Source organism: Luteimonas sp. A277 (assembly GCF_054052045.1).
The window spans coordinates 76,705-95,871 of sequence record NZ_JBSVRG010000002.1; the positions used below are offsets into that span (position 1 = coordinate 76,705).

15 protein-coding genes are annotated in these 19,167 nt (G+C 65.0%); 5 read left to right on the plus strand and 10 right to left on the minus strand.

Annotated elements, in window-relative coordinates:
- Positions 1-47 precede the first annotated feature (47 nt).
- The 3 genes from ACW7G2_RS02425 (at position 48) to ACW7G2_RS02435 (ending at position 1,997) form a co-directional block, all read left to right on the plus strand.
- A complete protein-coding gene (locus ACW7G2_RS02425; protein ID WP_456972365.1) occupies positions 48-326 on the plus strand; it encodes a polyhydroxyalkanoic acid system family protein in 279 nt (92 codons plus the stop codon).
- A gap of 29 nt (positions 327-355) precedes the next feature.
- The gene (locus ACW7G2_RS02430; RefSeq protein WP_456972367.1) at positions 356-946 is read left to right on the plus strand and encodes a phasin family protein; all 591 of its coding nucleotides are present in this window, start codon (positions 356-358) and stop codon (positions 944-946) included.
- A gap of 154 nt (positions 947-1,100) precedes the next feature.
- The gene (locus tag ACW7G2_RS02435; RefSeq protein WP_456972369.1) at positions 1,101-1,997 is read left to right on the plus strand and encodes a restriction endonuclease; all 897 of its coding nucleotides are present in this window, start codon (positions 1,101-1,103) and stop codon (positions 1,995-1,997) included.
- Between the two features lie 46 nt (positions 1,998-2,043).
- Here the strand turns inward: ACW7G2_RS02435 and ACW7G2_RS02440 are convergent, their stop codons facing one another.
- Positions 2,044-4,290 (minus strand): TonB-dependent receptor, encoded by a 2,247-nt coding sequence (locus tag ACW7G2_RS02440; protein WP_456972371.1) that lies wholly within the window; start codon positions 4,288-4,290, stop codon positions 2,044-2,046.
- Between the two features lie 179 nt (positions 4,291-4,469).
- Here ACW7G2_RS02440 and ACW7G2_RS02445 point away from each other — a divergent pair, with 179 nt between their 5' ends.
- Entirely contained in the window at positions 4,470-5,867 is a 1,398-nt protein-coding gene (locus tag ACW7G2_RS02445; RefSeq protein ID WP_456972373.1) for a GntP family permease, read from the plus strand.
- A 21-nt stretch (positions 5,868-5,888) separates the two neighbouring features.
- On the opposite strand, the gene ACW7G2_RS02450 is transcribed toward ACW7G2_RS02445, so the two are convergent.
- From ACW7G2_RS02450 to truB, 6 genes are all read right to left on the minus strand, one after another.
- Positions 5,889-6,506 (minus strand): hypothetical protein, encoded by a 618-nt coding sequence (locus ACW7G2_RS02450; RefSeq protein ID WP_456972375.1) that lies wholly within the window; start codon positions 6,504-6,506, stop codon positions 5,889-5,891.
- A gap of 454 nt (positions 6,507-6,960) precedes the next feature.
- Positions 6,961-7,119: a YadA-like family protein gene (locus tag ACW7G2_RS02455; protein ID WP_456972377.1), complete on the minus strand. Its 159-nt coding sequence runs from the start codon at positions 7,117-7,119 to the stop codon at positions 6,961-6,963.
- On the minus strand, positions 7,079-10,429 hold the full coding sequence (locus ACW7G2_RS02460) for a hypothetical protein (RefSeq protein WP_456972379.1): 3,351 nt from the start codon (positions 10,427-10,429) through the stop codon (positions 7,079-7,081). The genes ACW7G2_RS02455 and ACW7G2_RS02460 overlap by 41 nt, the downstream gene beginning before the upstream one ends.
- An 18-nt stretch (positions 10,430-10,447) precedes the next feature.
- Positions 10,448-12,553, minus strand: coding sequence for a polyribonucleotide nucleotidyltransferase (gene pnp / locus ACW7G2_RS02465; protein ID WP_456972381.1), 2,106 nt, complete (start codon positions 12,551-12,553; stop codon positions 10,448-10,450).
- A 141-nt stretch (positions 12,554-12,694) separates the two neighbouring features.
- On the minus strand, positions 12,695-12,955 hold the full coding sequence (rpsO, locus tag ACW7G2_RS02470) for a 30S ribosomal protein S15 (RefSeq protein ID WP_456972382.1): 261 nt from the start codon (positions 12,953-12,955) through the stop codon (positions 12,695-12,697).
- Between the two features lie 173 nt (positions 12,956-13,128).
- Complete coding sequence (gene truB / locus ACW7G2_RS02475) at positions 13,129-14,088, minus strand: tRNA pseudouridine(55) synthase TruB (protein ID WP_456972384.1); 960 nt, start codon at positions 14,086-14,088, stop codon at positions 13,129-13,131.
- A gap of 97 nt (positions 14,089-14,185) precedes the next feature.
- Between truB and ACW7G2_RS02480 the strand changes: the two genes are divergently transcribed.
- Entirely contained in the window at positions 14,186-14,539 is a 354-nt protein-coding gene (locus ACW7G2_RS02480; RefSeq protein WP_456972386.1) for a hexameric tyrosine-coordinated heme protein, read from the plus strand.
- A gap of 9 nt (positions 14,540-14,548) precedes the next feature.
- Here the strand turns inward: ACW7G2_RS02480 and rbfA are convergent, their stop codons facing one another.
- The 3 genes from rbfA to nusA all read right to left on the minus strand — a co-directional run bounded on the left by rbfA (position 14,549) and on the right by nusA (position 19,159).
- A complete protein-coding gene (gene rbfA / locus ACW7G2_RS02485; RefSeq protein WP_456972824.1) occupies positions 14,549-14,917 on the minus strand; it encodes a 30S ribosome-binding factor RbfA in 369 nt (122 codons plus the stop codon).
- A gap of 11 nt (positions 14,918-14,928) precedes the next feature.
- Complete coding sequence (gene infB, locus ACW7G2_RS02490) at positions 14,929-17,511, minus strand: translation initiation factor IF-2 (protein ID WP_456972388.1); 2,583 nt, start codon at positions 17,509-17,511, stop codon at positions 14,929-14,931.
- Positions 17,512-17,647: 136 nt separating this feature from the next.
- Positions 17,648-19,159, minus strand: a complete 1,512-nt coding sequence (gene nusA, locus ACW7G2_RS02495; RefSeq protein ID WP_456972390.1) for a transcription termination factor NusA — start codon at positions 19,157-19,159, stop codon at positions 17,648-17,650.
- Positions 19,160-19,167 lie beyond the last annotated feature (8 nt).

Below are 19,167 nucleotides of genomic sequence, written 5' to 3' on the forward strand. Positions count from 1 at the left end.
TCGGATCGATAGAATGCGGGATCAGACAGGAAGCTTTGGAAAAACGCATGGGCGATATCGATATCCGTCACCCCCATTCCCTGCCGATGCCGCGTGCACACGCGGCGCTTGAGGAGGCGATGACCCGTCTGTCGGAGAAATTCGACATCACATATGCATGGGATGGCGATGCGGTTGATTTCAGCCGGTCCGGGCTGGATGGGCGTATCCAGCTGGCAGCCGACGAGTTGCACCTGACCGCGAAGCTCGGCTTCCTGCTTTCGGCAATGAAAGGCCCGATCGAGAGCGAAGTCCGTCGGGTATTGGCGGAGCGTTTCACCGCCTGAATCCACCACGCAGCAACGCAGGAGGAGTCATGGCTACCTACAAGAAGCCCGAAAAAAGGACCATCGGTGGTACCGGCCACCCGGACAGCGCCGATGCCGGCACCGTTGAGCAGGCAGAGCGCCTGGCACGAAGCCTGGGAGAGTCCGCCCAGCAGGTGTGGCTGGCAGGGATCGGGGCCCTCGGGCGCGCACAGTCCGAGGGCAGCAAGCTGTTTGATGCCCTGGTTGCAGAAGGCGAGCAGCTGGAGCAGCGGACGCGCCAGACCGCTGGCGAGCACGCGAGCGAGGTCAAGGGAGCTGTTGAGAGCAGCGTGGATGGCATGCGCGACCTTGCCACCGGTACTTGGGACCGGTGGGAAAAGACCTTCGACAATCGCATGCAGCGCGCCCTGGTGCGACTGGGAGTACCCAGCCGCGGCGACATCGCCGAACTCAACCAGCGCGTGGAAGAACTGACCGCGGAACTGCGCCGCCGGCTTCCCGCCGCCGCACCCCGCAAGCGGGCAAGTCGCAAAGCCGCCGCGCCCAGGAAGGCCGCCGTGACCGGGGCGGGTGCAGCAGCCACTTCCACACCGCCCACGCCCACCCCCCACGCGCCGCCTCCGGATCCGGACGACTGACCCACAGGCAGGGCGTCCGCCGCGCCGACCGGCGCTTCACTGACTGCCGGTCCTCGTCGGGCTGGCGCAACCGTATGCGTTATTCTTCCCGCCTGGAAGAACAGGGGATGGAATAGTGGGAGGAATCGCACACTGGTTTGTGTCCGTGCTTGTGATGCTGCTGATCGGAGGCATCGGCACGGCCCTCATGTGGGGAGTGCTGCGCCCCCGGGACGAGACAGCCGCCGGCATCCGGGCGCTGGCAGCGACTTCCTGGCGCGAGTTCATCAACATGGTGCTGGCAGCCTTGGCGCAGCGAGGCTACAGCCGGGTCGTGGACCATGAAACCGCTTCCGGCGACACCGACTTCACCCTGGAGCGCGACGGCTCCCACTGGCTGCTTTCCTGCAAGCATGGCAGCGCATACGTACTGGGCAAACCGGCTGTGGCCGCGTTGGCCAATGACATCCGCATGGCCAATGCCGGCGGCGGGTTCCTGGTGACCCAGGGCCGGATCCTGGACGAAGCCCGCAGGCCGGCTGCCAAGGCCAATATCGAACTGCTGGACGGAACAGCCCTGTGGCCGGGGTTGCGTGAGCGGATCGGTGCGGAGCAGCTGTCCGCCATTCGCAGTGCCACCACAGCCCGCGCCCGGCAGCGCGTGCTGGCTTGCTGGCTGGTCGGCCTGCTGGCCGGCGTTGCCACGTTCATGTTCCTGCCCGAGCCGCAGCCACAGGCAAGGGCGGCGGCGCCGATTCCAGCCGCTTCCCGGGCTGCGGATACCGGGGCCGCCGAGGCGCCTGTCACCGAAACCCTGGAAACCCGGCTTCCCATCCAGGAGCAGCGCGATACCGTGATGAGGGCAGCAGCCACGCTGCCCATGGTCAGCCACGCCCTGTGGTCCACCCAATCCACCCTGGAACTGCAGCTCCTTGATGCCAGCGAGGACGCGATGCCGAGCATCTGCCAACTGCTGGAACGCTTCCCGGAGCTGGCCACCTCCCGTATCCAGCTCACGCCCCCGGCTGGAAGCGGCCTTCCGGTCCGCTTCCGCCAGTGCCGCACTTACTGAGCTGGATCATCCGGTCCGGCCTCCAAGAGCCGGATCGGTCAACGCCTCAGAAGTTGTAACGCAGCGACAGGTACCAGTTGCGCTCCCAGCCGTAGTACGCGGTCTGGATGTTGCCCACGCTGGAAAACTCCTGCCCTTCCACCTTGTAGACCTTGTCAGTCAGGTTGCGCACGCCCGCGCGCACTTGCCAGGCATAGCTGGGTGAATCCCATACGCTGTACAGGCCCACCAGCGTATAGGCGTCCTGGCTGAGCACCTCGCGGTTGTCGACCGACAGCCACGTATCCCCGCGGTAGGACACATCACCACCAACGCTGATCATGCCGCCGTTGGCCAGCGGGAAGCCGTGCTGCAGGGCCACCCGCGCGGTCCAATCCGGCGAGAACGGCACGTGGTCATGGGTCAGGGTCGGGTCGTACAGCGGATAGGCGGGATCCATGCGGAAGTCCTGGAAATCCGTGTACTGGGCATCCAGCCAACCGAGCTGCGCACTCAGAGTGGTTGTGTCGCCAAGCAGCGCCACGCCTTCGAATTCAATGCCCTTGATCTCCAGCTCCGCTGCATTGAGCACCGGGAACGTGCTGGCGTCCTGCGTCACCCGCGCCTGGAAGTCCGAATAGTCACTCCAGAACGCCGCCACGCTGCCGCGCAGGCGGTTGTCAGCCGAACTGGCCTTCACGCCCGCTTCGTACGTCCAGACGAACTCGGGATCAAAGATCGGGTTGGCCGCATCCAGCGCCGAGTTGGCACGCCCGTTGAAGCCACCGGACTTGAAGCCGCGGTTGGCCGACACGTAACCCATCAGATTGTCGTTGAACTGCTTCTGCAGGCTGACCGACGGCGTCCAGGCCGACCACGAAGCCTTGTCATCGACGGTGGATTCCGGATCGAGACTGATGGCCTCGAACGGCGCGCCCCAGAAGGTGCTGGTGGTCCGCCAGTAATCCTTGGTGTCCTTGGAGTAACGCAGCCCGAGCGCCAACGTCCACGTGGGCACGAACTCCCAGTTCACATGCGCGAATGCGGCGATGCTCTCGGTGGAGAGGTCGTCCTCGATGGTGCGCAGGAAGCTGATCGGCGTACCGACCAGGGCAAACAGGTGATCCGCATAGGCTTCCTGGTAGGACGGCACGTCTTCCTGCATGTAGTACGCGCCGAACGTGGCCTGCAGGTTGGAGCCGTTGTCGAACTGCAGCTGGAACTCCTGGCTCAGCTGCTCCTGGTCGATCGCCACCAGCACATCACCCAGTTGGTATTCCGATGCGTCGATGTCGATGAACGAGTTGGTCTTCAGCTTGCGCCAGGCACTGATGCTTTTGAACAGCCACTGGCTGTTGATATCCCACTCCAGCGTCGCCGAGGCACCGGTGTGCTCCATTGACTGGCCCTGGTCGGGACGGAAGGACGTTTCCGCGGTGTAGTCGAACTCGCCGCTGGCGGGCGGCAGCAACTCCACAATGGTGCCCAGTCCGAGATCGGTCTGCCGCAGCGGCGCCATCGGTCGGCCCATCGACAGGGCGGCCTTCTGTCGCGTGTGGTCGAGTGAGAAGGTGCCGCGGAAGGTGTCGCTGGGACGGAAGGCAAGCTTGGCCCGGACCGCCTTGGTGTCGTCGTTGTTGAAGTCACGCTGGCCGGCACGGTCATCTATGAAGCCGTCATGGGTCAGCCACGCACCGGCCAGGCTACCGGCAACCACGTCATTGAGCTCGCCACCCACGTAGAAGCGCCCTTCGGCACGGCCATGCGAACCACCGGTCAACTCGATCGCGCCGCCGGTGTCGTCAAACGGATTGCGGGTGGTCAGCTTGATCGCGCCGCCGGTGGAGTTCTTGCCGTACAGCGTGCCCTGCGGGCCGCGCAGCACTTCCACCTGCTGGATGTCGAACAGCGAAAACAGCGCACCGTTGATGCGCGAGTAGTACACGTCATCCACGTACATACCCACGCCCGGGTCGAAGGTCTGCAGCGCGTCCGGCTGGCCGATGCCGCGGATGAACACGTTGACGCTGTTGGCCGAGCCGCGGCCCTGGACGATGTTCATGTTGGGCACGGCGCCCTGCAGTCCGCTGACGTCGCTGGCCTGCAGGTTCTGCAGTTCGTCCTCGCTGAAAGCACTGACGGCGACCGGAACGTCCTGGATGGACTCCGCACGCCGGCGTGCGGTCACCGTGATCTTGTCCAGCGTGGTCGCATCCGCCTGCTGCCCACCGGGCGCCGCGGCCTGCTCCTGCGCGAGCACCGGGAACGATGCCATGCCCAACACGATCGCCGCGCTCAGTATGCTGCGTTTCATCAAGTCTCTCCCCACGAATCTGCAGATATGGCGTCCCGACGGGACGCGCCCAGGCCCCTCGGCCACGCTGACAAGACTATGGGCGCGCCCGCAAGGCGGCACTTGTACCTTCGGACAATGGGAGCGCAAGCGGCTCACGGTGACACTGGCCATCGCCATTTCCGCACCGGAAGAGATCCATGTCCCTGCTGATCGTGCTCGGCGCGCTGAGCTTCCTGATGTTTGTGGCCTACCGCGGCCACAGCGTGATCCTGTTTGCACCCGTTGCAGCGATGGGCGCCGTGCTGCTGACCGACCCGGAGCTGGTCGCGCCCATGTTCACCGGCCTGTTCATGGACCGGATGGTCGGCTTCCTGAAGCTGTATTTTCCGGTGTTCCTGCTGGGTGCGGTGTTCGGCAAGCTGATCGAGATCTCGGGCTTTTCCAAGTCCATCGTGGCCGCCGTCATCCGCCTGTTCGGACCGCAGCGGGCGATGCTGTCGATCGTGACCGTCTGCGCCCTGCTCACCTACGGCGGGGTGTCACTGTTTGTGGTGGTGTTCGCGGTATATCCCTTCGCGGCCGAGCTGTTCCGCCAGGCGGCCATTCCCAAGCGCCTGATTCCCGGCACGATCGCGCTGGGTGCTTTCACCTTCACCATGATGGCGCTGCCGGGCACGCCGCAGATCCAGAACATCATTCCCACGGCCTTCTTCGGCACCGACTCCTGGGCGGCGCCGGTGCTGGGCACGATCGGATCGGTGCTGATCCTGGCCGGGGGCATCACCTACCTGGAGTGGCGCCGGCGCAGGGCCGCGGCGGCCGGGGAAGGCTACGGCGAAAATCTGCTCAACGAACCCGAAGCGTTCGTCGGTGACCGGCTGGCCCATCCGCTGGTGGCGCTGCTGCCACTGGTGCTGGTGGGGGTGTCGAACAAGCTGTTCACCGATCTGATCCCGCACCTGTACGGCGGCAGCCACAGCTTCAATCCTTCTTCCATGGGCAATGCGGAGCCCATCGTGCAGGAGGTTTCGCGCGTAGCTGCGATCTGGGCGGTGCAGGGCGCGCTGCTGGTGGGCATCCTGGCGGTACTGTTCCTGGCCTGGCGGCCGGTGACCACGAAGTTCGCCGAGGGCACCCGGGCGGCGATCGGCGGCGCCCTGCTGGCCTCGATGAACACCGCGTCCGAGTACGGCTTTGGCGCGGTGATCGCGGCGCTGCCCGGCTTCATGCTGGTCGCCAACACCCTCAACGCCATTCCCGATCCGCTGATCAATGAAGCGGTGACGGTCACCGCTCTGGCCGGCATCACCGGCTCGGCTTCCGGTGGCATGAGCATTGCGCTTGCAGCGATGGCCGACAGCTTCATTGCCAACGCGGAAGCGGCGGGCATTCCAATGGACGTGCTCCACCGGATTGCCGCCATGGCTTCCGGCGGCATGGACACCCTGCCCCACAACGGCGCGGTGATCACCCTGCTGGCCGTCACCGGCCTCACCCACCGGCAGTCCTACGGCGACATCTTCGCCATCACCGTCATCGGCACCTCGGTGGTGTTCGTGATGATCGGGCTGTATTACCTGACCGGCTGGGTCTGAGCGTTTCGCCGGTACGCCGGATCAGCTTTCCGGCAGCACCCGCACGGCCAGCACACGACGGAACTGGATCCGCAGCAGATCGCCAACCTGCAGTCGCGGCAGCGCCTCGCGATGGCGCGGCTCTTCAACTTCCAGCACGTGGATGCTGCCGTTGGGGGACTGCACCGACAGGGTATTGGCGTCGGTATCGATCGCCACCAGCGGTGAAAGCACTACCACCACTTCGCGGTCGACGACCCCGGGCCTGACCGGGTCCGGATGCTGCTCGTCCTCCCAGATATACGCGCCCGGCTCCGCGCTTCCGGCGGGCTGCATATCGAATACCAGTCCCCGACGGTAGTACACCTGCACCCGGTCGCCCACCTGCATCTGCTCCAGGCGCTGGACCTGTTCTTCGATCCTGAGCGTGCGCTCCGTGCCATCGGCGTCGCGTACGGAGACCAGCCGCTCGTCGGCGTCCAGCGCCGTTACCTGGCCTTCCCAGGCGACCTCGGCCTCCAGTACCCGCTCCTGCGCACCCTGCTCCGACCCTGCCAACCTGGCCGGGTCCTGCATGGGGGCCGGGCCCGCACATGCGGAGAACGACAGTGCCAGTCCCAACGCGAGGATTGACGATGCACAGGCAGGGGACGGCTTCATGGCTTCTCCAAAGAAGGGTGACGGGGTGGCGGGAGTATACCGCCGGCGCTCCAGCCCCACCCGGTTGCCGCAGTCGGCAGTCACCTGAACGCCGGCACCTCCCACCAGTGGCAATAATTCGCCTATTCAGGTACAATTAAACCCTTAAATTCAATCACTTACAAAAGGAGTCTATAAAAACTGATGCAGTTATTTCTTACCCCCCTTCACGCCAACGCTGCTTCCACTTCCACTTCCACCCAGCCCACCAACCGTCCTTCCGAACGCCGCCGCACGGCGCGCAGCTATCTGCGCAGCTACGCTGCGAATGCGCGGACGAGGCGCTTCCGGGTCCGTTGACCAGGCCGGTGCCGCGTCCAGGGACGCATCGTTGCGCCCATCAGCGAATGATCACCAAATACAAGAAAGGCGGGCTTTGGCCCGCCTTTCTCTTTTTCCGATCATCGGCACGTACTTACCAGCTGAAGCCGGCACCCGCGGATACACTCTTCTCGCTGCCGGCAAGGGCACCGCCCAGCGACACGCTGGCGCGGTTGCCGATGGCGCGACGGTAACCGATCGCCAGCGCCTGCTCACCGCCCTGCGATCCCACGCCTACGCCGATGTTGTTCATGCCGCCCAGGCCGGCCGTGTTGGCCGCCCAGGCCGGCCGTGTTGGCCGCCAAGCCAGCGTAGGCCGCGGTGGTGGCGCCGAGCCGGTCGATCCGGCGATCCACCCGGTGGAACCGCTGGTCCATTTCGCCTCGGACCTGATCCAGTCCCTGGCTGAACGCCGCAACCTGCTGGTCGGTATAGCGGTTGGCAGAGTTCAGCGTCGCCGTATCGCCGCTGTTGGCGTGGGCCTTGGCCTCTGCCAAGGTCTGTGCCGTACCGGTGTCGGTGTAGGCTTTGGACTCTGCCAGCGTCTGCGCCGTTCCAGTGTCGGTGTAGGCCTTGGATTCTGCCAGCGTCTGCGCATCACCAGTGTCGGCAATGGCCTGCACCTGCGTCTCGGTGATGCTGCCAGCCGAAATCACCTGGGCATCGATATAAGCCTTCGCATCGGCGAGCGACTGTGCCGTTCCGGTGTCGGTATAGGCATTGGCGTCTGTCAGGACCTGGGCTGCACCGGTATCCGCATGCGCCTTGGCGTCGGCAAGCGTTTGCGCATCGCCGGCATCAGCATACGCACTGGCATCCACCAGGGTTTGCGCATCACCCGCATCGGCAATTTCCTGCACCTGGGTTTCGGTGATGCTGCCCGCTGCGATCACCTGGGCGTCGGTATAGGCCTGAGCATCGGCCAGGGTCTGTGCATCACCCGCATCGGCAATGGTTTGCACCTGCGCTTCGGTGACTCCTCCGCCAACGACCGCCTGCAACTGCCTCAGATTAACCGCGTCGGTTGCCTGTGTGGCATCGGCCACGTTGACGATCTGCCGCTCCGCGCCGGTGCTGCCCACCGACACTGCGTTGGCGCGATCGGCCACCGAATCAGCCCCCAGCGCCACGCTGTCGGCGAATTCGGCCACGGCACCGGCACCGATCGCACTGCTGCGGTCGCCGGCAGCCTGTGCACCGCTGCCAAAAGCAGCCGCTTGGTCGCCTTCGGCGCGAGCGCCCTCGTCCGCATCCACCACACCATCGCCATTGCGGTCGTACCAGCCTCCTACCGCAACGCTGCCGGTCCCCTCGGCCAATGATCCGACCCCGATCGCCGCGCTGGAGTCGCCATCGGCCCAGTTGCCGACACCGAGCGCAGCGCTTTGCGCGCCAATGGCCCTGTTGAGAGTGCCAATAGAGGAGCTGACTATGCCGGAGCTCGTATTTCCGTATCCGAACGCAGCGCTATACCTGCCCGTGGCCACGTTGTCGAATCCGAACGCACTGGACTCGTCCCCGCTGGCCAGGTTGTGAAGACCCACCGCCGTACTGCGCTCGCCGAGTGCCTGAGAGGCACTACCGAACGCGACGGAGAAATCACCCTCGGTGAGGTTGGATACACCGACCGCGGCGCTGGCATCGCCGGTGGCTGTATTCATATAGCCAAACGCACTGCTGCCGTCGCCGACGGCCTGGTTGGCTACACCGACCGCGGCGCTAACAACGCCGGTGGCTGTATTCATATAGCCAAACGCACTGCTGCCGTCGCCGACGGCCTGGTTGCTGTTGCCAAACGCCGAGCTGCTCCGGTCACTGGCTTGATTGTTGTCGCCCACCGCACTGCTGCGCAGTCCGCTGGCCAAGTTCTCGACTCCAACAGCACTGCTTACGCCGCCGCTGGCGATGTTGAAGATGCCGAGCGCGCTGCTCATCTCATTGCTGGCCTCGTTTTGATAGCCAACAGCAATGCTCGCCACGCCGCTGGCAAGAGAGGCTGCACCAAACGCGGCACTAGAATCGCCCGTGGCCTGCGAGTCACTGCCAAATGCGCTGGCGTTGGCGCCGCTCGCGAGGTTGTTAAAGCCTACTGCCGTGCTGCTATCGCCCAGCGCCTGCGCGTTGATGCCGAACGCGGCGGAATACTCACCAGCGGCGACTGTCCTTTCGTTGGCATCGATGCTGAGGTCGCCATTGCGGTCGTACCAGCTGCCCATGGCCAGGCTGCCGGTCCCGCTGGCAAGAACTGCTGAACCGAACGCGACGGAGTGATCGCCCTCAGCACGGTTGAATATGCCGGACGCGGCGCTGAGATCGCCGCTGGCCAGGCTGGCAAGACCCGCCGCCGTACTGCGCTCGCCGAGTGCCTGAGAGGAAATACCGAACGCGACGGAGTAATCTCCCTCGGCGAGGTTGGCTGCACCGACCGCGGCGCTGGCATCGCCGGTGGCTGTATTCAAATAGCCAAACGCACTGCTGCTGTCGCCGACGGCCTGGTTGCTGTTGCCCACCGCACTGCTGAGCGATCCGCTGGCCAAGTTATCGGCTCCAACGGCACTGCTTCCGGCGCCGCTGGCGAGATTGGAAACGCCTACTGCCGTGCTGTAATCACCCGTGGCCTGCGAGCCACTGCCAAATGCGCTGGCGTTGGTGCCGCTGGCAAGGGTGACTTCGTCGGTATCCCTGACGCCGTCGTTATTGGCATCCAGCCAGCCGCCTACCGCAACGCTGTCGGGGCCGCTGGCGACACTTCGATAGCCCACGGCAGTGGACCTGTGGCCAGTGGCGGTGTTCGTATTGCCAAACGCGCTGCTGTCGTCACCATTCGCAAAGCTGAAATGGCCGAATGCGCTGCTGGATGTGCCAGCGGCCTGGTTGAAGCTGCCGAGTGCATTGCTAAAGCGGCCGATGCTGGTGTTGCCCCTACCAAAGGCGTTGCTGCCAAACCCCGAGGAAGTGTTTTGGGAGCCAAATGCATTGCTGTCCTCACCGTTGGCTTCGTTGAACCTGCCGAACGCGTTGCTGCGGGCTGCGGTGATCGTGTTGTCGGCGCCAAACGCACTGCTGCCGCCGGCATGGACCGTGTTCTTGAAACCGAACGCGCTGCTGGCGCCACCCGTGACGTTATTCCCTTGGCCAAATGCACTGGCTCCCGGAGAGCAGGTGGAGTTGTCGTGGCCAGGGTTTTCCGCGCCCTGGTCAGTGCCGGCGCCAGGGTTCGGCGTACCGTCAGGATTGAGGCAGATCGGATCGGCCGCCATCGCCGCCATCGGTGCGCCCAGCATCAGCAACAGGGCCAGTGCAACCGGGGTGCGGCGGAAATTGCGGAGGACGGGGGGTGGGGTGTTGCTGGTGTGGCAAACAAGGGCAAAACGCATGCTGGGATATCTCCTTCGGTCCATCGGGGGCGGATGTCTCGACATCCGCGCGAACGTCACCTGGCACCTTTCCTGCAGGAAATGCTGGAATCGGTGGCCAACCCCTATAGACGCCCGACGGGCTGGGTAGCGGACATTTCCGAAAGACGCCCACAAAAAAGGCGGGCCGAAGCCCGCCTTTTTCAACAACCTGGAACGCGCGGATTACTCCGTCACGCCCTCGCCGTCTTCCACTGCCTTCATCGACAGACGGATGCGGCCCTGCTTGTCGACTTCCAGCACCTTGACCTTGACCACGTCGCCTTCCTTGAGCACGTCGCTGACCTTCTCGACGCGTTCGTTGGAGATCTGCGACACGTGCACCAGGCCGTCCTTGCCGGGGGAGATGGTCACGAACGCACCGAAGTCCATCAGCTTGACCACCTTGCCCTCGTAGATCCGGCCCGGCTCGACGTCCGAGGTGATCTGCTCGATGCGGTCCTTGGCGGCCTTGCCGGCGGCGGCATCGACCGATGCGATGGTGATCGTGCCGTCGTCCTGGATGTCGATCTGGGTGCCGGTTTCCTTGGTGATCGCCTGGATGACCGAACCGCCCTTGCCGATGACCTCACGGATCTTGTCGGGGTGGATCTTGATGGTGATCAGGCGCGGCGCGAACTCGCTCAGCTCCGAGCGCGGAGCGGTCAGCGCAGCTTCCATTTCGTTCAGGATGTGCAGGCGGCCCTGCTTCGCCTGGGCCAGCGCGGCCTTCATGATGTCTTCGGTGATGCCCTGGATCTTGATGTCCATCTGCAGCGCCGAGATGCCATTGCTGGTACCGGCAACCTTGAAGTCCATGTCGCCCAGGTGATCTTCGTCACCGAGGATGTCGGACAGCACAACGTAGTCGTCGCCTTCCTTCACCAGGCCCATGGCGATACCGGCCACCGGTGCCTTGATCGGCACGCCCGCGTCCATCATCGCCAGCGAGGCGCCACAGACCGACGCCATCGAGGACGAACCGTTGGATTCGGTGATCTCCGCCACCACGCGGATGGTGTAAGGGAACTCTTCCATCGTCGGCATCACGGCGAGCACGCCGCGCTTGGCAAGGCGGCCGTGGCCGATCTCGCGACGCTTCGGACCCATCATGCGGCCGGCTTCACCCACCGAGTAGGGGGGGAAGTTGTAGTGGAACAGGAAGTGTTCCTTGTACTCGCCGCCCACGGCGTCGATGATCTGGCCATCGCGGGCGGTGCCCAGCGTGACCGCGACGATCGCCTGGGTCTCGCCACGGGTGAACAGCGAGGAGCCGTGCACGCGCGGCAGGATGCCGACCTTGGAAGCGATCGGACGCACGGTGTCGGGCGCGCGACCGTCGATGCGCACCTTGGTCGACAGCACCGACTTGCGCATGGTCTGGTATTCCTGCTCGCTGAACTCCTTGGAAAGCTCGCCCGTGTTCCAGGCCTTGGCTTCTGCTTCCGGAGCCAGCGCCTCCAGGATCGACTTCTTCAGCTGCGAGATGGCGTCCTTGCGCTCGAGCTTGTCGCTCACCTGGAAGGCACCGGCGAGTCGATCGCCGATCGCGTTGGTCAGCGCACTGACAATGCCTTCGTCGGCGGCGGGCGCGCTCCAGGTCCACTTCGGCTTGCCGGCTTCGGCAACCAGCTCGTTGATGGTGTCGATGGCGACCTGCATCTGCTGGTGGCCGAACATCACCGCACCCAGCATCACGTCTTCCGACAGTTCCTTCGCCTCGGACTCAACCATCAGCACCGCGTTGGCGGTACCGGCAACGATGAGTTCCAGGTCCGAATCCAGCAGCTCCGACACGGTCGGGTTGAGCAGGTACTCGCCGTCCTTGTAGCCGACCTTTGCGGCACCGATCGGGCCGTCAAAGGGCGCGCCCGACAGCGACAGCGCGGCCGAGGCGCCGATCAGGGCCAGGATGTCTCCGTCCACCTCGGGGTTCATCGACATCACGGTGGCGATGATCTGCACTTCGTTGCGGAAGCCATCAGGGAATAGCGGGCGGATCGGGCGGTCGATCAGGCGCGAGGTCAGCGTTTCCTTCTCGGTCTGGCGACCCTCACGCTTGAAGAAACCACCGGGAATGCGGCCACCGGCGTAGAACTTCTCCTGGTAGTCGACGGTGAGCGGGAAGAAGTCCTGTCCTTCGCGTGCGGTCTTGTTGGCGACCGCGCTGACCAGCAGCGTCGTGCCCTCGCAGGAGATCATGACTGCGCCGCCAGCCTGCCGGGCGACCTCGCCGGTCTCGATGGTGACCGTACGACTACCGTACTGGAAGCTCTTGGTAACTTTCGACACGTTGGAATTCCCTTGAAACTCTTGCGATGAACCGCAACGGACCCCTGCCCGGTACGGGTGGCCGCGACTTGCAGCGGCGCGGAAAGTTGGTGCAAAAAAACAAGCCGCGGCGCATCTCTGCGCCGCGGCGGTAAAACTGGATCAGCGACGCAGGCCGAGCTTCTCGATCAGCTCGCGGTAGCGCTTGGCATCCTTGCCGTGCAGATAGTCGAGCAGACGGCGCCTGCGGTTGACCATCTGCAGCAGGCCGCGCCGGCTGTGGTGATCTTTCTTGTGGGTCTTGAAGTGCTCCGTCAGGTGCGCGATGCGTGCACTGAGCAGGGCCACCTGGACCTCGGGAGAACCGGTATCGTTTTCGCCACGCTGGTGCTCGGCGATGATCTTGCTGTTGTCGATTGACATGGTTTTGCCTCTTGACGCGCGGCCCGCAGGAACGGAGTCGGATAAACCCTTTCGGGGAATCGACGACGCACCACAAGGCCCGCCGCTTGCTGAAGTGCCACCGCCCGGGCGGACGGTGGATTTGCTTGAAAAAGCTGTGAAATTGTAGCCGCTATGCGGCCTGACAACAAGGATCAGGCCCTATCGCCGGCTTGCGGGCCGGCCCAGGAAAACAGCCTGCGCGGGCGCAGTCCGCCGCCTTCATCCACGGTTCCCAGGCCCAGTGCCCGCCCGTCCGGATTGAACATTGCCACCTCCGCGCAGGGTCCAAAGTCGCCTTCCACCGCCTGACCGAATGCCAGCCGCCGCGCCTGAGCGGCATCCACGGCAACCCGCGGCCATCCCGCCATCCCTGCCTCGACCGGCAGCAGGCAGGCTTCCAGCTGCCCAAGGCCACCCTCGGCGAGCTGCTCCAGCTCTTCCATTGTCCACATCCTGGGCCGCGTGAAGGGCTCGACCCACAGCCTGCGCAGCTCGGCCACATGGGCCCCGCATCCAAGGGCTTCGCCAAGGTCGCGCGCCAGGCTGCGTACATAGGTGCCTGAGCCGCACTCGACCCGCAGCCGCAGCAATGGCCCGTCGCCGCTGAACAGCTCACTGCCAGGGAGCAGCTGGAAGGAGACAACCTCCACTTCGCGGGGCTCCACCTCCACTACTTCGCCCCGCCGCGCCTTGGCGTACAGCGGTTCACCGCCGCGCTTGAGCGCGGAATAGATCGGCGGGCGCTGCTGCAGTCGCCCCGTCAGCGCCGCGAGCGCGGATTCAATGGTGGCCACGGACAGGTCCGGCACCGGACGCTCGCGCAGCGGCTGTCCCATCGCATCGTCGGTGTCGGTCACCACCCCCAGCCGGGCGACGGTGTCATACGCCTTGTGGGCGCCGAGCAGGCCGCCGGCGAGCTTGGTGGCCTCGCCGAAGCACAGTGGCAGCAAGCCTGTGGCCAGTGGGTCCAGACTGCCCGTATGGCCGCCCTTCTCAGCCTGAAACAGGCGCCGTGCACGCTGCAGGGCCTGGTTGGAACTGGGGCCCTGCGGCTTGTCGAGCAGCAGGATGCCGTCGAGCTTCCGGAATTTGATTCGTGGGGGTCGTGACATGTGTGGATTGTAGGCGTTCAGCCCTTGACCTGGATCAGGACCATTGCGCGTCCGACAGAGCCATACTGGGGGCCCTCGACGCTGGGAGGTTCCGATGATGAAAACGTACGCACTGGCTGCCGTCCTGCTGGGCTGCGCGGCTGCCCAGCCGGGCTCCGCTGTCGCCGGCGACACTCCGTCCATGCAGGCCACGGCGCAGGAAGACTACGTGCCCAGCCTGATCACGGAAACCCCATTACAGGGCCGCCAGCTGGCGATCACCCTGGTGCGCAAGACCATCGGCTCGATCCAGCGCGATGACGACGCCAAGCGGCGGGTCCGGGAGAAATACGAAGAGGATCCGGAAATGCTGATGCAGGCGGCTGCCATGGTGACCGCCGAGTTCCGGATCATTGCCGAGGCGAACAATTATTGGCGCGATCGCCAGCCGGCAGCCACGCCGGGCGACTGACGCCCGCCGCTATTCGTCCGGCTGATCGTCCGCCGGACGCACTTCGCGCAACAGCTCGTTGATCCTTTCGCCACGATCGACCGAGTCGTCGTAGTGAAAGTGCAGCTCCGGCACGTGCCGGAGCTTGACCTGGCGTGCCAGGCGGTAGCGGATCTCGCCAGCCAGCCCACGCAAGCCCTTGATGGCCTCCTCGGAGCGTTCGGCCTGCAGAGCGGTCACGAACACCTTGGCATGGGCCAGGTCGCGGGTGACCTCCACGTCCGACACGCTGACCGACGGCAGACGATGTTCGTCCACCGCCGCGCGCACCAGGGTGCCCAGCTCACGGCGGAGCTGGGCGGAGATGCGATCGGTGCGATTGAATGACTTCATATGGATGACTACAGCGGTTACAGCGTCCGCTGTACCTCGATGCGCTCGAAGCACTCGATCTTGTCGCCCGGCTGCACATCGTTGTAGGCCTTCACGCCGATACCGCACTCTGTGTTCTCGCGCACTTCGTCCACGTCTTCCTTGAACCGGCGCAGCGATTCCAGCTCGCCTTCGAAGATGACGGTGTCGTCGCGCAGCACGCGGATCGGCTTGTTCCGCCGGACCACGCCTTCCACGACCATGGAGCCCGCCACGGCGCCGAACCTGGAGCTGCGGAAAACCTCGCGAACCTCGGCTGTGCCGATGATCTCTTCGCGGATCTCCACGCCCAGGATGCCCGAGGCCACCTGCTTCACCTGGTCGATCACGTCGTAGATGATCGAGAAGTAGCGCAGGTCGAGGTTGCTGGTTTCGATCACCTTGCGCGCGGACGCGTCGGCACGCACGTTGAAGCCGATGATGGTCGCCTTGGCGGTGGCCGCGGCGTTGGCATCGGACTCGTTGATGCCACCCACGCCGGAAACAATGATGTTGATCCGGATGTGCTCGTTGGACAGCGCCGTCAGCGCCTGCTTCAGCGCCTCCACCGAACCCTGCACATCGGCCTTGATGACCAGGTTCAGCTGCAGCTGCTCCGCCTGGCCCATCTGCGCCATGATGTCTTCCATGCGGCTGCCGGCGGTCTGCACCAGACGGCTTTCGCGCTGGCGCTGTTCGCGCTCCTGGGCCACTTCACGCGCCAGGCGCTCATCCTCGACCACCGCGAAGTCGTCACCCGCATCGGGCACGCCGGACAGGCCAAGCAACTGGACTGGAATCGACGGGCCGGCATTTTCCACGTTCTGCCCGGTCTCGTCGAACAGGGCACGGACCCGGCCGAAATGAACACCGCAGACCAGGAAGTCGCCAACGCCAAGCTGGCCCTGCTGCACCAGGACGGTGGCCACCGGGCCACGCCCCTTGTCGAGCGAGGATTCGATCACTGTACCAACGGCCCGGCCTTCGCCAACCGCGGTCAGCTCCAGCAGTTCGGCCTGCAGCAGGATTGCGTCCAGCAGATCGTCGATGCCCAGCCCGGTCTTGGCGGAGATCTCCACCATCTGGATATCGCCACCGAACTCTTCGGAGACCACCTCGTGTTCCAACAGCTCGTTCTTGATCCGGCTGGGATCCGCGGTGGACTTGTCGATCTTGTTGATCGCGATGATCAGCGGCACCTCGGCAGCACGCGCGTGCTGGATGGCTTCGACCGTTTGCGGCATCACGCCATCGTCGGCGGCGACCACGATCACCACGATATCGGTCAGCTTGGCACCACGGGCGCGCATCGACGAGAACGCCGCGTGACCCGGGGTGTCCAGGAAGCTGACCACGCCCTTGTCGGTTTCCACGTGGTAAGCGCCGATGTGCTGGGTGATCCCGCCGGCCTCGCCGGTGGCGATGCGCGTGCTGCGAATGTGATCGAGCAGCGACGTCTTGCCGTGATCAACGTGGCCCATGATGGTGACCACCGGCGGACGCGCTACCGCGTCGCCGTGAACTTCACCCACGTGGGCAAGCAGTTCGCTCTCGGCGTCATCAAGACCGGCGCGCACAGCCACGTGGCCCAGTTCCTCGGTGACCAGCACCGCGGTGTCATGGTCGATGGACTGGTTGATGGTGGCCATCACACCCATCTTGAACAGGGTCTTGACCACATCGCCGCCCTTCATGGCCAGCTGTTGCGCCAATTCCGCGACAGTGATGGCATCGCCCACTTCCACTTCACGCACGACCGGCGCTGTGGGCCTTTCGAATCCGTGTGGCCCGGCACCTGAGCGGGCCTGGCCAACCTGACGGCGCGGACGGCCCTTGCGGGCGGTCGAGCGACGGGCGCGATCGTCCGCGCTCAGGTGCATCTGGCCGGCAAAGCGGGCTGCGCCCCCTTCCTTCTCGCCACCGCGACCCTTGGTGTGCGCAGCACGCGGGGGCCGCTGGCTGGCCCGATCCTCACGTGCAGGCGCAGGCTTGCCGTGCACAGGCTTGCGGACAGGCGCCTCCTCTTCGGCAGGCGGCGGAGCCGCGGCTTCTTCAGCCTCCTTGCGCACGCGTTCGACCTCGGCGGCCTCTTCCTGGCGCTTGCGCTCGGCATCTTCAACCCGGCGCTGGTCCTCTTCGGCCAGACGCTGCTGTTCCTGAAGGTTCTGCTGCCTGGATTCCTCGAGCTTGCGAAGGATCTCCGCACGCTCGTCATCCCCGCCAGCGGCCGCCACGGCCGCGGCTGCGGCGGCAGTCTGCTGCTCGGTAGGCTTGACCAGGGTGACCTTCTTGCGCACGACCACGTCGACGGTCTGGCGGTTACGCCCGCCGCCCACGGTCAGTTCCTGCTTGCGGCTGCGGTTGAGCGTGATTTTTTTCGGCGCGGCAGCAGTACTGCTGCTCTGCGCACCGGCGCCTTGGGTGCGCCGGAGAAAGCCGAGCAGCTTCACCTTCTCGGTGCTGGTCACGACCTGGTCGGGATCGCTGAACTCCATGCCGGCCTCGGCCAGCTGTTCCAGCAGTTTCTCGACCGGTGTATTCACCAGGGCGGCCAGCTTTCGGATGGTGGTTTGTTGCGACATTCGGATTCCGTGTCCAGGGCGACGGCGTTCTGCCACCGCGGGATGGTTCAATTCTAACGGTTGCCGGGAGAATCTTCCGGTTCCCGCCCTTGGGGCGGGTCCGGTGCAATCCCGGTTGCCACGGGCGGTCGGCTGATCAGCCTTCAGCCTCCAATCGAGCGATTTCGTCGGCGCGGGCGGAAAGGATCAGCGCACCTGCGCGCTCCTCGTCCAGGCCCTCGACGCCGAAGTCGAGCAATTCATCGGTGCCCAGCTCCGACAGGTCTTCCACGGTACGCACGCCGTGCGAGGCCAGTCCGTAGGCAACCGCCTCTTCCATGCCCTCCAGCGCCAGAAGCTCTTCGGAGGGTCCGTTCTCGCTCAACTCGGCCTCAAAAGCCAGGGCATCGTTGAGCAGCGACTCGCGGGCGCGGGCGCGCAGTTCCTCGACGATATCCTCGTCGAAGCCCTCGATCGCCAGCAGCTCCCCGACCGGCACGTAGGCGATTTCCTCCACCGTGCCGAAACCTTCGGCCACCAGGATTCCGGCGATTTCCTCGTCCACTTCCAGCTTTTCCTGGAACAGCTCACGGGCAACGGTCTGCTCGGCTTCGGACTTGGCGACCACCTGGTCCTGGGTCATCACGTTGAGCTGCCAGCCGGTCAGGCGGCTGGCCAGGCGCACGTTCTGGCCGCCCTTGCCGATCGCCTTGGCCAACAGCTCCTCAGCCACCGCCAGGTCCATGGAGTGCTTGTCCTCGTCAACGACAATGGACTGCACTTCCGCCGGGGCCATGGCGTTGATCACGAACTGCGGCGGGTTGTCCGACCACAGCACGATGTCCACGCGCTCACCGTTGAGCTCATTGGACACCGCCTGGACGCGCGAGCCGCGCATGCCGATGCACGCGCCGATCGGGTCGGTGCGATTGTCATAGGCGATCACGGCGATCTTGGCACGGTCACCAGGGTCGCGGGCGCAGGCCTTGATCTCGACCAGGCCCTGGCCGACTTCCGGCACTTCCAGCTTGAACAGCTCGATCATGAACTCGGGCGCGGCGCGGCTGATGAACAGCTGCGGGCCGCGCGGCTCGCTGCGCACGTCGTAGAGATAGCCGCGGATGCGGTCGCCGGCGCGAACCACGTCACGCGGGATCGCCTTGTCCTTGGGAATGAAGGCCTCGGCGTTGCCACCCAGGTCCACGAACACATTGCCGCGCTCGACGCGCTTGACCACGCCGGTCACCAGCTCGCCAACCCGATCCTTCCACGCGTCCACAACCTGCGCACGCTCCGCTTCGCGGACGCGCTGCACGATCACCTGCTTGGCAGCCTGGGCGGCGATGCGACCGAACTCGGCGTTCTCGACCTGCTCTTCGATGTAATCGCCCACTTCGACGCCTTCGGCCTCGTCGAGCGCGTCCATCAGCCTGAGCTGGCGATCGGGCGACTCCATCACTTCATCGTCTGCAACCACTTCCCAGCGGCGGAACGTCTCGTAGCTGCCATCCTTGGGATCGACCGACACCCGGGTCAGGACATCCTGCTCGGGGAAGCGCTTCTTGGCGGCAGTGGCCAGCGCAGCTTCGATCGCCTCCAGGATCACCGATTCCGGTACGCCTTTCTCGCTGGCGACGGCGTCGATGACCATCAACAGTTCCTTGCTCATTCTGTTAC